This is a genomic window from Corynebacterium sp. NPDC060344 (genome assembly GCF_042725215.1).
GTDB lineage: Bacteria > Actinomycetota > Actinomycetes > Mycobacteriales > Mycobacteriaceae > Corynebacterium.
In genome coordinates this window covers 182217-195011 of the sequence record NZ_JBHXCS010000001.1, presented here as the reverse complement: position 1 = coordinate 195011, position 12795 = coordinate 182217, and the positions used below count along the sequence as shown (strand labels likewise).

The 12795-nt window shown below is 69.7% G+C and carries 14 protein-coding genes; 10 read left to right on the top strand and 4 right to left on the bottom strand.

The annotated features are described in order from the left end of the window. Window positions 1-68 precede the first annotated feature (68 nt). The 3 genes from ACFWGD_RS00905 (at window position 69) to ACFWGD_RS00895 (ending at window position 5426) form a co-directional block, all read left to right on the top strand. The gene (locus tag ACFWGD_RS00905; RefSeq protein WP_377776638.1) at window positions 69-686 is read left to right on the top strand and encodes a TIGR03085 family metal-binding protein; all 618 of its coding nucleotides are present in this window, start codon (window positions 69-71) and stop codon (window positions 684-686) included. Window positions 687-790: 104 nt separating this feature from the next. Beyond that, window positions 791-4075, top strand: a complete 3285-nt coding sequence (locus ACFWGD_RS00900) for a DNA translocase FtsK (RefSeq protein WP_377776637.1) — start codon at window positions 791-793, stop codon at window positions 4073-4075. A gap of 205 nt (window positions 4076-4280) precedes the next feature. Next, window positions 4281-5426 (top strand): TerC family protein, encoded by a 1146-nt coding sequence (locus ACFWGD_RS00895; RefSeq protein WP_377776636.1) that lies wholly within the window; start codon window positions 4281-4283, stop codon window positions 5424-5426. Here the strand turns inward: ACFWGD_RS00895 and ACFWGD_RS00890 are convergent. Continuing rightward, a complete protein-coding gene (locus tag ACFWGD_RS00890; protein WP_377776635.1) occupies window positions 5423-5704 on the bottom strand; it encodes a YciI family protein in 282 nt (93 codons plus the stop codon). The genes ACFWGD_RS00895 and ACFWGD_RS00890 overlap by 4 nt on opposite strands. Before the next feature lie 44 nt (window positions 5705-5748). Between ACFWGD_RS00890 and pgsA the strand changes: the two genes are divergently transcribed. The 4 genes from pgsA (at window position 5749) to ACFWGD_RS00870 (ending at window position 8323) form a co-directional block, all read left to right on the top strand. Next, entirely contained in the window at window positions 5749-6357 is a 609-nt protein-coding gene (gene pgsA / locus ACFWGD_RS00885; RefSeq protein ID WP_377776634.1) for a CDP-diacylglycerol--glycerol-3-phosphate 3-phosphatidyltransferase, read from the top strand. Further along, window positions 6357-6920, top strand: coding sequence for a CinA family protein (locus ACFWGD_RS00880; RefSeq protein ID WP_377776633.1), 564 nt, complete (start codon window positions 6357-6359; stop codon window positions 6918-6920). The genes pgsA and ACFWGD_RS00880 overlap by 1 nt, the downstream gene beginning before the upstream one ends. A 103-nt stretch (window positions 6921-7023) precedes the next feature. After that, entirely contained in the window at window positions 7024-7371 is a 348-nt protein-coding gene (locus ACFWGD_RS00875; RefSeq protein ID WP_377776632.1) for a helix-turn-helix domain-containing protein, read from the top strand. A 118-nt stretch (window positions 7372-7489) separates the two neighbouring features. After that, window positions 7490-8323 carry a PspA/IM30 family protein gene (locus tag ACFWGD_RS00870; protein ID WP_377776631.1) on the top strand — a complete coding sequence of 278 codons (834 nt, stop codon included), beginning with the start codon at window positions 7490-7492 and terminating at the stop codon, window positions 8321-8323. Window positions 8324-8509: 186 nt separating this feature from the next. Here ACFWGD_RS00870 and ACFWGD_RS00865 read toward each other — a convergent pair whose 3' ends face one another. Genes ACFWGD_RS00865 through ACFWGD_RS00855 form a run of 3 tightly spaced genes read right to left on the bottom strand, consistent with a single transcriptional unit; the run spans window position 8510 to window position 10439 of the window. Next, entirely contained in the window at window positions 8510-9136 is a 627-nt protein-coding gene (locus tag ACFWGD_RS00865; RefSeq protein ID WP_377776630.1) for an energy-coupling factor transporter transmembrane component T family protein, read from the bottom strand. Next, window positions 9136-9819, bottom strand: a complete 684-nt coding sequence (locus tag ACFWGD_RS00860; RefSeq protein WP_377776629.1) for an energy-coupling factor ABC transporter ATP-binding protein — start codon at window positions 9817-9819, stop codon at window positions 9136-9138. The genes ACFWGD_RS00865 and ACFWGD_RS00860 overlap by 1 nt, the downstream gene beginning before the upstream one ends. Continuing rightward, window positions 9816-10439 carry a biotin transporter BioY gene (locus tag ACFWGD_RS00855; protein WP_377776628.1) on the bottom strand — a complete coding sequence of 208 codons (624 nt, stop codon included), beginning with the start codon at window positions 10437-10439 and terminating at the stop codon, window positions 9816-9818. Before ACFWGD_RS00855 ends, ACFWGD_RS00860 begins: the two co-directional genes overlap by 4 nt. A gap of 149 nt (window positions 10440-10588) precedes the next feature. On the opposite strand from ACFWGD_RS00855, the gene ACFWGD_RS00850 reads away from it, so the two are divergent. From ACFWGD_RS00850 to ACFWGD_RS00840, 3 genes are all read left to right on the top strand, one after another. Next, complete coding sequence (locus ACFWGD_RS00850) at window positions 10589-10795, top strand: DUF3046 domain-containing protein (RefSeq protein WP_377776627.1); 207 nt, start codon at window positions 10589-10591, stop codon at window positions 10793-10795. A 243-nt stretch (window positions 10796-11038) separates the two neighbouring features. After that, window positions 11039-12145, top strand: a complete 1107-nt coding sequence (gene recA / locus ACFWGD_RS00845; protein WP_377776626.1) for a recombinase RecA — start codon at window positions 11039-11041, stop codon at window positions 12143-12145. 86 nt (window positions 12146-12231) lie between these two features. Continuing rightward, a complete protein-coding gene (locus ACFWGD_RS00840) occupies window positions 12232-12786 on the top strand; it encodes a regulatory protein RecX (RefSeq protein WP_377776997.1) in 555 nt (184 codons plus the stop codon). Window positions 12787-12795: the final 9 nt, after the last annotated feature.

Below are 12795 nucleotides of genomic sequence, written 5' to 3'. Positions count from 1 at the left end.
GCGTGGCGGGCCCAGCATCGATCTGCGGGCCCTGCATCGGTTGAGGTGGCGCCCGTACACTGGCGGCCATGACATTCTCGCAGGAAGAACGACGACAGCTGGCGGACCTTTTCCGGGAGGTCGGCCCGGACGCCCCGACGTTGTGCGAGGGCTGGACCACGCGTGATCTGGCGGTGCACCTGGTGCTCCGCGAGAACCGCCCCGATGCGGCGGGCGGCATGTTCGTGCCGGCGCTGAAGGAGCGGTTGGAGAAGGTGACCGCCGAGTACGAGGCGAAGCCCTTCGATGAGCTGGTGGACACGTGGGCGGACGGTGCCCCGGTGTGGAACCCGATGCGGTGGGCGGACCAGTTGGTCAACGCCGCGGAGAATTTCGTGCACCACGAGGACGTCCGCCGCGCCCGCGAGGGGTGGGAGCCGCGCGAGTTGTCGCCGGCGGGCCGCCGGGACCTGTGGCGCATCGCGACGACGATGTCGCGGCGCATGCTGCGGGATTCCACGTCGACGGTCGTGCTCGTCCGCGATGATGGCGCGGCGTCGACCCCGGTGGACCGGGCGGCGTCGGGGGCCCCGACCGTGACGGTCAAGGGCGATCCCGGAGAACTCGTCCTGTGGCTGTTCGGGCGCGACGAGGCCAAGGTGGACATCGACGGCGACGAGTCCGGCGTGGTGCACCTGGCCATCTGACGGTCGAGCGGCTGCGCACGCCGCCGCAGCCGAGAGGTTGCGCCTAACTGACACGCGTGTGACTGATGTGAAAATAGGGACGAAAACCTACTAGGGTGGTGCACATGTCAGCCACCAGCCGTACCCGCAGCCCCCGGACGCGCCCCACCTCGCGCGGTCCGGCGCGTCGGCCCGCGGACGCCCGCTCCACCCGTGCCGCGACCCGACGCATGGACGACGGCTATGGCGACCGGTACGGCGATGACTTCGAGCGCACCGGCAGCGCGTACCGCGCGGTCGGGGAGGGGCTGTCCGGGGCGTGGTCCCAGACGGCCCGGGGCGTGGCGGGAGTGGCCCGCAGGCTCGGCGGCGGCGGTGGCCGTGGCCGTGGTACGGCCGGTGGAAATGTGATGGAGGACCATGGCGCGGAGGATGCGCGGATGAAGGCCGGCAAGGGAAAGCGGCGCGGCACGGCGGCGGACGGATACGACGCCGCCGATCAAGCCGCACCGGTTGACTCCCGGCCCAAGCGGCGCAAGAAGGCCGATGGCTACGACGATATCGATCCGCCCGCGGCCACCGGCCGCGGGCGGTCGGGTGCGCCGAAGGGCGCCGGATCCCGTGGCCCGTCCGACGGTGACGTGACGCCGGAGGACCCGGCCATCGAGGGCGGGCGCGACGGCGCCGCACTGCTCGTCCTCGCGTTGGCGATCATCCTCGCCGGCGCGACCTGGTTCTCCTTGGCGGGCCCGGTCGGCGATCTGGTGGAGACGCTGTTCCGCACGCTCATCGGCGTGGGCGCCCACGTGCTCCCCGTCGTCCTGGGCATCCTCGCCGTGATGATGATGCTGGGCAACGTGCCGCCGCGGGAGCGCTTCTCTGCGGCCGGCCTGGGCGCCGGCCTCATCGCCGGCGGCATGCTCGCCATCGTCCACATCGGTTCGGGCCGCCCCGCCGATTGGGAGGGCCGCCGGGCCGCCGGCGGTGCCATCGGCGGATACATCGGCACCCCGCTGGCCGCCGGTTTCACCCCGTGGGTCGCGGTGATCCTGCTGTTCGGCGTGATCTTCTACGGTGCACTGCTGCTCAGCGGCACGACCGTGCGGCAGCTCGTCGACGTGGTCGGGGAGTACCTCAACCTCGGCGCCTGGTCGGGCCGCGTCGGCAGCGGCCGAACCGCCGACGACGACGCCGTCGACCCCGACGACCGCTATGCCGGCATCGACGGCATCCTCGACGAGCGCGCCGAGGCCTACGACGGCCCCGACGGTCCCGAGCGTCACGACGAGTACGCCAACGACGTTGACGGCGGGTATTCCGACGGCTACTCGGACGACGCCCCCACGACGCCGGCTCCTCGTCCCCGCGCCCGCCGCCGTACGGCGGCGCCCAAGCGCGGTTCCCGTGCCGCCGATCGGTCGGCTCCGGCGGAGGACAACCTCTACGACCTGCTCGACGACGGCGACTCGGCCGAGGTGGCCGGTCGCGGCGACGACACCCGTACGCGCCAGCTCACCATCGACGATGAGGCCACCGCCGCTTCCAAGGCCCGGGCGCCGCGCGACACGGCGGCAACCGCCCGCACGACTCAAGTTTCCCGCGATCCCGCCTCCCACGACACCGCCGACACCGATCAGATGCCCGCGGTGAAGGACGGGGACGTGGGCGTCGTCAAGCATGACGACGTCGAGCACGATGCCGCCGAGCCGAATGCTGCCGCGAAGGACGATGCCGTCTCCGCGGCGACCCGGCGACAGATGGACGCCATCGCGGCGCGGTCCGGCATCGACGCCTCGGCGATCCCCGCCTCGACGCCGAAGTCCGAGACCGAGCCGAAAACCGCGGCCGTGCCCGCACGGACCTCGGCGACGGAGGGCTACCGCCTGCCGTCGACCAACCTGCTGGTCCAGGGCGAGCCGCCGAAGACCCGCACCGCGACCAACGACCGGATGATCGAGGCGATCACCGACGTCTTCGCGGAGTTCAACATCGACGCGCAGGTCACCGGGTTCTCCCGCGGCCCGACGGTCACGCGCTACGAGATCGCGCTGGGCCCGGGCGTGAAGGTCTCCAAGATCACCAACCTGCAGTCCAACATCGCCTACGCGGTGGCCACCGACAACGTGCGACTGCTGGCGCCCATCCCGGGCAAGTCGGCCGTCGGCATCGAGGTGCCCAACAACGATCGCGAGATGGTGCGCCTGGCCGACGTCCTCGAGGCCCCGAAGACCGTGGCCAACGACGACGCGATGCTCATCGGCCTGGGCAAGGACATTGAGGGCGAGTTCGTCAGCCACTCGATCCAGAAGATGCCGCACCTGCTCGTCGCCGGCTCCACCGGCTCGGGCAAGTCGGCGTTCGTCAACTCCATGCTCGTGTCCATGCTCACCCGCGCCACCCCGGAGGAGGTGCGGCTGATCCTCGTCGACCCGAAGATGGTCGAGCTGACCCCCTACGAGGGCATCCCGCACCTGATCACGCCCATCATCACCCAGCCCAAGAAGGCCGCTGCGGCCCTGCAGTGGCTGGTGGAGGAGATGGAGCAGCGGTACATGGACATGAAGTCCACCCGCGTGCGCCACATCAAGGACTTCAACCGCAAGGTCAAGTCCGGCGAGATCACCGCCCCGCTCGGCTCCGAGCGCGAGTACCGCCCGTACCCGTACATCGTGTGCGTCGTCGACGAGCTCGCCGACCTGATGATGACCGCTCCGCGCGACATCGAGGACGCCATCGTCCGCATCACCCAGAAGGCCCGCGCCGCCGGCATCCACCTGGTGCTGGCGACGCAGCGCCCGTCGGTCGACGTGGTCACCGGCCTGATCAAGACCAACGTGCCGTCGCGTCTGGCGTTCGCCACGTCGTCGCTGACCGACTCGCGCGTCATCCTGGACCAGGGCGGCGCCGAGAAGCTCATCGGCATGGGCGACGCGCTGTTCATCCCGCAGGGCGCGGGCAAGCCCCGCCGTCTGCAGGGCGCGTTCGTCACCGACGAGGAGATCCAGGCCGTCGTCGAGGCGTGCAAGGACCAGGCCGAGCCGGACTACACCGAGGGCGTCACCGAGGACAAGTCGGCCGAGGCCGTCAAGAACATCGACCCGGACATCGGCGACGACCTCGAGGACCTGGTGCAGGCCGTCGAGCTGGTGGTCACCTCGCAGTTCGGCTCGACGTCGATGCTGCAGCGCAAGCTGCGCATCGGCTTCGCCAAGGCCGGCCGCCTCATGGACCTCATGGAGACCCGCGGCGTCGTCGGCCCGTCGGAGGGCTCGAAGGCCCGCGAGGTGCTGGTCAAGCCGGAGGAGCTGGAGACCATCATCTGGATGATCCGCGGCGCCGACCCGGCCGACGCGCCCACCGACGACGACGCGAACGTCGTCGACGCCGAGCCGACGGAGGGCATGGCGTAGGACGCGGCGGCGCGCCCCGTGTACAGTGGTGCGCCGTGGAGGGGAGTATCCCCGGATTTTCACCGCGATGGCCGTCGTCAACACGGGAATCGGGTGCGCGCCGTGATGGCGGGCACCGCGGCTTCCCCGGCACCATCGGCCGACGAACGTCGTGAGGTGGGAGAGACCTCCGGTTATTTGCCGACCAACCGGAGGAGCACTTTTCGTGCACGTACCCTTTTACGTCTGGGCCATCACCATCGTGATCGTCCTGGGCTTCATCGCATTCGACTTTTACGCCCACGTCCGCACGCCCCATGAGCCGACGCTCAAGGAGGCCGGCGGCTGGACCGCCTTCTACGTGGTCCTGGCCCTGCTGTTCGGCGGGTTCATCTGGTTGTTCTGGGACCACGAGCGGGGCGTGGAGTTCCTGTCCGGCTACGTGACCGAAAAGGCGCTGAGCGTGGACAACCTGTTCGTGTTCGCGCTGATCATCGGCGCGTTCAAGATCCCGCGCAAGTACCAGCAGAAGGTGCTGCTGTTCGGCATCGCCATGGCGCTGGTCTTCCGCACGGTGTTCATCCTCATCGGTGCGGCCGTGATCAACGCGTGGTCGGACATCTTCTACCTGTTCGCCATTTTCCTGCTGTACACGGCGATCAAGACGGTGTGGGACGAGGCCGCGGACAAGCCGGAGACCGATCCGAACGACATGGCCATCATCAAGTGGCTGCGCAAGATCGTCCCGCTGTCCACCAGCTACAACAAGGACAAGCTCACCGCGCGCATCGACGGCAAGCGGTTCTTCACGCCGCTGGCGGTGGCGCTGGTGGCCATCGGCTTCGTGGACATCATGTTCGCGTTCGACTCGATCCCCGCGATCTTCGGGCTGACCAACGAGCCCTACATCGTCTTCACGGCCAACGCCCTGGCGCTGATGGGCCTGCGCCAGATGTACTTCCTGCTCGACGGCCTGCTCGACCGCCTGGTGTACCTGGCCTACGGCCTGGGCATCATCCTGGGCTTCATCGCCATCAAGCTGTTCCTGCACGCGCTGCACGAGAACAACCTGTTCTTCATCAACGGCGGCGAGGACGTGAAGGTCCCGGAGATCAGCACCTGGACGTCGCTGGCCGTCATCGTCGGTGTTCTGGTGGTCACCGTCGTCGCGTCGTGGCTGAAGAACAAGCGCGACGAGAACATGGGCGGCGTCGCCCCGGCCCGGTGGACGGGCCACGACGAGGAGCACGAGGACATCTCCGCGGGTGCGACCGCGGTGGGCCGCAATGCGCGTTCGCGTGACGACGACCCGGCGCCCGAGCCGGGCACCGCGGACGACGGCAGCGGCGGGCGCGGGCCCGGCCGGGTCTAGTCCCAGATGTTGATGACCGGATTCCATTCCCGGATCGACCGGTCATCGACAACGCCCTGGACGTGGAACGGATCCGCGTCCATCACGGAGGCGGGGTCCTGGTCGTCATCGAGCCTGATGACGATGAGCGCCCCGCCTTCGGCGTCGGGGTGGGGGCCGGATCCGATGATCGCGCCCTCGTCCTTGAGCCCTGCGATGAATGCGCGGTGGTCGGGGCGCACCTCCGCGATGCGGGGGTTGGCGGGGTCGTAGCGGTAGGACACGGCGTAGATGGTCATGCCGGAAGTCTACGGCGGCGGTAGGTGGCGGGGAGGCCCGGCCAATGCGCGCGGCATTCGACGGTAGTGTTGTCCGCGTGACCGATCAGACCCGTCCCGCCGCGGACGCCGCCCCCTCCAACTGGAACCTGCCGAATGCGCTCACCGTGCTGCGCATCCTCGGCGTGCCCGTCTTCCTGTGGCTGCTGCTCAAGGACGGCGGCGACGATGCCGGGTGGCGCTGGTGGTCCTTCGGGGTGTTCGCGTTGCTGATGATCACCGACAAGATCGACGGCGATCTGGCGCGCAGCCGGAATCTGGTCACCGACTTCGGCAAGATCGCCGACCCCATCGCCGACAAGGCGCTGATGATCGGCGCGCTGGTCGGGCTGAACCTCATCGGGCTGCTGCCGTGGTGGATCACGGCGATCATCGTCGTGCGCGAACTCGGCATCACCCTGTGGCGCGTGTTCCAGCTGCGCGCCGGCCACGTGGTGCCGGCCTCGAAGGGCGGCAAGCTCAAGACGGTGGCGCAGTCCCTGGCCGTGGCGCTGTTCCTCATCCCGCTGGCGTGGCTGCACTGGCCGGCGTGGATCGTCATGATCATCGCGGTGGCCATCACCGTGGTCACCGGCATCCAGTACATCGTCGATTCGCGCAAGGCCGCCGCGTAGTGGCCGCCGCCGGCGATGCCCCGGCATCTAGCCCCGCCGATCCGCTGGCCGGCGGCACCGCGGCGGCCGGCGTCGTCGGCGAGCTGGCCGGTCGCGGACAGACGCTCGCCGCCGCCGAATCCCTCACCGCCGGCCTGTTCTGCGCGACCGTCGCCGGCGTGCCCGGCGCCTCCGCCGTCCTGCGCGGCGGCCTGATCACCTACGCCACCGAGTTGAAGGAGACGCTGGCGGGCGTGCCCGCATCGACCCTGCGCGAGGTGGGCCCGGTGGCGTCCGAGACCGCGCGGGCCATGGCGGCCGGCGCCCGGCGCCGCTGCGGCGCCGATTGGGGGATCGCGCTGACCGGAGTCGCCGGACCCGATCCGCAGGATGGCCACGGCGTCGGCGAAGTGTGGTGCGCCATCGCGGGGCCACCCGGCAGGTCCCATGAGTCCGGCTCCTCGGGGGACGACGGCGTCGTCGTCAAGCAACTGGACCTGGACCCCGAAGCCGGGCGCTGGGGCATCCGGGCCGGATCCGTCGCCGCGGCCCTGGACCTGCTGGCGGAGGAGCTCGCGCGGTAACGCCGGTGACGTGGGGCGCGGACCGGGTGAACGCGGGGGAGGAAATCGGCGATTGATCGGGGAAGCGGGAACAATCCGCGCGATCCGTGCGTTAATGGGGGTGATGATCAACGATACGATGACCATTTCCGCCCCCGCGCCGGAGACCACCCCGGCGCGCACGCCGCTGCCGACCGCGGAACCGGCGCGCGAACCGCTGCTGCGGGAGGCGCTCGGCGAGGCGCTGCGCGACATCCGCACCCGCAACGGCATGACGCTGCGCGAACTGTCCGACCTCGCCGCCATCAGCCCCGGATACCTCTCCGAGCTGGAGCGCGGCCGCAAGGAGGTGTCGTCGGAACTGCTCGCGTCCGTGTGCCACGGACTGTCGGTGTCTGTGTCCGACGTCATCATCGACGCCGCCGGCAGCATGGCGCTGCACGCCGCGCAGCCCGAGATGGCCGCCATGTAGTTCGCACCGCGCACGTGGCGCTGCTGCGCCGCGACCCCCCGCCGGGTATCCTGGGACGCCGGACGCCCGGGTCTCCCGCCCACTCCCGTCGACCCCCTGAGGAAGGTACCGAGCAACAATGGCAAACCCCTTCGCCAAGCTGTGGAACTACATGATGGCCCTGTTCGACTCCAAGATCGAGGAGAACGCGGACCCCAAGGTCCAGATCCAGCAGGCCATCGAGGACGCGCAGCGCCAGCACCAGGAGCTTTCCCAGCAGGCGGCGGCCGTCATCGGCAACCAGCGCCAGCTCGAGATGCGCCTGAACCGCCAGCTCGCCGAGATCGAGAAGCTCCAGGGCAACACCCGCCAGGCGCTGCAGCTGGCCGACAAGGCCCGCGGCGAGGGCGACGAGGCCAAGGCCGTGGAGTACGAGAACGCCGCCGAGGCGTTCGCCGCGCAGCTGGTCACCGCCGAGCAGTCGGTGGAGGACCTCAAGGGTCTGCACGACCAGTCGCTGCAGCAGGCCTCGCAGGCCAAGAAGGCCGTCGAGCGCAACTCCATGGCGCTGCAGCAGAAGGTCGCCGAGCGCACCAAGCTGCTGTCGCAGCTCGAGCAGGCCAAGATGCAGGAGAAGGTCTCCGAGTCCCTGCAGTCCATGAACGAGCTGTCCTCCGGCTCGACGCCGAACCTGGATCAGGTGCGCGACAAGATCGAGCGCCGCTACGCCAACGCCCTCGGCCAGGCCGAGCTGGCGCAGAACTCCGTCCAGGGCCGCATGGCCGAGGTCGAGCAGGCAGGCGTCCAGCTGGCCGGCCACTCGCGCCTGGAGCAGATCCGCTCCGAGATGCGCGGCGGCAACCAGCTGTCCTCCGGCGGCGCCCAGGGCGCCATCGAGCAGGGCCAGGGCGGCCAGTCCGGCGCGGCCGACCCGGCCGTCGAGGCCAAGCTGCGCGAGCTGCGCGGGCAGTAGGGCGCGGCGGAGCCCGATCGGGCCAAGCGCTTCTCCGGCGGGGCGTCGCCCCGCTGACATGACGACCGGCGACCGACCACGATGATGTGGTCGGCCGCCGGTTTCGTGCGTCCGCGCTCGTCGGTTGACGCTCGTCGGTTGGTGCGGGGCCCGGATGTCGGTCGGGGACCTACCGGGGCATGACGGCTAGTCGCCGACGCCGCGGGCCAGCAGGGCGTCGGACATGGCGCGGGAGCGGCGGATCGTGCGGATGATCACCGGCACCCCGAACGCCGTCACCGATGCCGACGCACCCCGGGCACGGCGGGCATCGAGGACCTCGCGCACGGCCTGCACCTGCAGCGGGATTAGGCGCAGCGTCAGCGACATGGCCAGGGAGATCGTGGACACCGGCAGACCGAGCTTGCCCAGCGGCGCGAGGATCCGGTCGAAGGCGTCCATGAGGTCGGAGACGCGGGTGGTCAGCGTCAGCAGCGTTGCGGCGACGACGCAGGCGAGGATCTGCAGGAACAGCATGATGCCCAACTCCCAATTGCCCGTCAGCCCCTGGATGATCGCGATGAACGCGAGCAACGGCACCGCACCGAGCAGCTGGGACAGCGCCACTGTGAAGGGAATGCGCGCCAGTGCGTATCCGGCCAGCGCGATCGCCAGTGCGACGGCGGCGGTGGGGATCGTGCGGGCGAACAGGGTCGCCAGGATGATGAAGGCGACGACCAGCGCCAACTTCGGCAGCGCGGGCAGCCGGTGCACGGGGGACCGGCGCTTGACGTACACGGACAGCGGCACGATCAGGGCGCCACGGCCGGTCATCAGGCGCCCATCCGAGCGACATAGCCGTCGATGACGGACCGGGGATCGCCGTCGTCGACGATGAGCCCGTTTTCGATGCAGAGCACCCGGTCGAAGTCGGCGACGAAGTCGAGGTCGTGGGTGACCACGATCAGCTGCTGGTCCAGCGCCGCGAACGTCGACGCCAGCAGCTTGCGGTTGCGCAGGTCCAGCAGCGTCGTCGGCTCGTCGGCGATGACCAGCTCCGGTTCCAGCACGAGCACGGAGGTCAGCGCCAACAGCTGCTTTTGCCCGCCGGAGAGCAGGTGCGGCGAATGGTCGGCGTGATCGGCGAGGTCGAAGCGCCGCAAAGCAGAAAGAGTGAGCTCCTCGCGTTCCTTCGGCGCGATGCCGCGCTGGCGCAGGGAGAAGGAAACGTCCTCGGCCACGGTGGGCATGACGATCTGGTTGTCGGCGTCGGAGAAGACGAAGCCGACGTGGCGGCGGACCTCGCGGCCCTTGCGGGCGGGGTCGAGGCCGCCGACGTCGACGCGGCCGGAGGAGGCGTCGGCCAGCCCGTTGATCAGCCGCACGAACGTCGACTTTCCGCCGCCGTTGGGGCCGATGATGCCGATGCGGCGCTCGGACAGCTCGACCGTCACCGGGCCCAGGGCGCGGCGGCCCTCGTAGTCGCAGGTGACGGAATCGAAGCGGATGGCGGTCATCGGGTGGCGGGGGTCTCCGTGGTGGTGGGGGTGGTGGCGGCGCCGGTGGCGCGGCCCGTGCTGCGAGCGGTCGGGCGCAGGTCCGGGAAGGCGCGCAGGACCGGCGCCGCGATGAGTGCGGCGACGACGACCTTGATGATATCGCCCGGCACGAACGGGACGTTGACCAGCAGGGCCTCGGTGAAGCCCATCTCGGCGCGGATCATCAGGCCCGCGGTGCCGAACAGGTACTGGGCGACGACGCCGACCAGGCCGGCGACGGTGAACAGAGCGATCATCGCGCCGGCGCCGCGGGGGCGGCGGACGGTGAGCAGGCCGATGACCAGCGCCGCGACGACGTAGCCGACGATGTAGCCGACCGTCGTGCCGGGCAGCGCCGACAGGGTGGTGCGGAAGCCCGCGAGGTTGGGCACGCCGATGAGCCCGACGCCCAGGAACAACAGCACGGCCAGGGTGCCGCGGCGCCAGCCGAGCAGCATCGCGGCCAGCGCGATGCCCATGTTCTGCAGGACGATGGGCACGCCGGCGCCGCCGACCGGGATGGACACCGCGCCGAGGACGATGATCAGGGCCGCGAACGCCGCGACGTAGACGAGGGTTTGGATCGCTGTTTTCTGCACGGGAAGTTATTCTAGCCGCCGCCTTGAGCGGTGTTCAGTGCGGGGTTGGCCGCCGGTTGGCCGCCGGTTGGCCGGGGTCGCCGGGGCCGCCGGAGTGTCGCACGCGATCGCGCCGTTGGTCGGGGTGCCGCCGGTGTTACCGTTGGCGCATGCGTTTGGCCGATTTTCACCGCTTCGTCGAGGCAGAGTTCGGCGATTCCCATGGCCCCTGGCTGCTGGAGTCGCACGTGCTCGCCGAATACGGCGCCACGCCCGCCGAGTTGATCGAACGCGGCGTTGAACCCCGCGACGTCTGGTGGGCCCTGTGCCGGGACCACGAGATCCCGGAAGAGCGATGGCTGGGGCCCGACGACTGAGTGTCGGCGCGCATTCGAACGGGCTTTCGTCTATAGTCGAACGCGTGCGGTGAGTCGATCCGCCCGGCCCTGTACAACGACGGGTGTGGGCGGCGAGGGTGCCGCGAAAAAACAAAATGGAACCGATTCGCTCCGGGGCGCGTCCATTAGGGCGTGACGCAAACAATGGCGCCGGGTGCGCATCAGGTACGGGACGAAACGGATCTAGACGCGGCGGAGACGGCGCGCGAACAGGAGACGAAAATGGCGAGGAAGAAGACGACTGCGGCGACGGGCGGCGGCGATCGGCTGAAGGCGCTCGATGTCGCGCTGGCGAACATCGAGAAGGACTTCGGCAAGGGCGCCGTGATGCGGCTGGGCGATGAGGATCGTCCGCCGATCCGCGCGATCTCCTCCGGAAACATCGCCATCGACGTGGCGCTCGGCATCGGCGGATTCCCGCGCGGCCGCATCGTGGAGATCTACGGCCCGGAGTCGTCGGGCAAGACGACGGTGGCGCTGCACGCCATCGCGGAGGCGCAGAAGGCCGGCGGCATTGCGGCCTTCATCGACGCCGAGCACGCCCTGGACCCGGATTATGCCCGCAAGCTGGGCGTGGACACGGACAACCTGCTGGTGTCGCAGCCCGACACCGGCGAGCAGGCGCTGGAGATCGCGGACATGCTGGTCCGCTCGGGCGCCATCGACATCATCGTCGTCGACTCGGTCGCGGCATTGACGCCGAAGGCGGAGATCGACGGCGAAATGGGCGACTCCCACGTCGGTCTGCAGGCGCGACTGATGAGCCAGGCGCTGCGCAAGATGACCGGCGCGGTGTCGAACTCGGGCACGACCGCCGTGTTCATCAACCAGCTGCGCGAGAAGATCGGCGTGATGTTCGGTTCGCCGGAGACCACCACGGGCGGCAAGGCGCTGAAGTTCTACGCGTCGGTGCGCTGCGACGTGCGGCGGATCCAGACGCTCAAGGACGGCCAGGACGCGGTGGGCAACCGCACCAAGCTCAAGGTGGTCAAGAACAAGGTGTCGCCGCCGTTCAAGATCGCCGAGTTCGACATCATCTACGGCCAGGGCATTTCCCGCGAGGGGTCGATCCTGGACATGGGCGTGGACAACGGGATCATCAAGAAGTCCGGTTCCTGGTTCACCTACGAGGGCGATCAGCTGGGGCAGGGCAAGGAGAAGTCCCGCGAGTACCTGCGCGCGAACCCCGATCTGTCGGCCGAGCTGGAGGACAAGATCAAGCGCAAGCTCGCCGTCGCCGAGTACGCCAACGTCACCGAGGAGCCGGATGCGGATGCCCCGGTCGACGTGGTGCCCGACATCGACTTCGATGACGAGGACGACGAGTAGGAGAGGGGGCGCCGCACGTGGCGGATAAGTCGGATCGCTCGGATCGGTCGGCGCAGGAGGCGAAGCTGGAGAAGCTGCGCATCGCGATGGAGAAGGTCGCCGCCGAGGGCGGTGAACCGATCATCGACGCCGATGCGGAGGCCGCGAAGGCCCCCATCCGCTCGCGTGCGCTGCGGCTGCTCGACCAGCGCGCCCGCTCCCGCGAAGAACTCCGCGGGCGGCTGGCCGAGAACGACGAGTGGCCGCCCGCGGCCATCGACGAGGTCCTCGATGATCTGGCCCATTCGAAGCTGATCGACGACGCCCACTTCGCCCGCGAATGGGTGCGGCAGCGCCACGCCGCCCGCGGCAAGTCGCGGATGGTGCTCGACCGCGAACTGACTGAGAAGGGGATCGCCCCTCATCTGCGGGAGGACGCGCTCGAGCAGGTCACCGACGCCGACGAGTCCCACATCGCCCACGCCCTGGCCGTGAAAAAGGCCGGCACCATCAAGGTGGCGCCGGCCGATCGGGCGGCCAGGGACAAGGATCTGCGCCGCGTGGTCGGCGTGCTGGCCCGGCGGGGGTTCAACCAGGGGATGTCGATGGAGATCGCCAAACGGGCCCTCGACGACCGCTACGACGAACTCGGTTCGTCCTAGCGGTCTCGT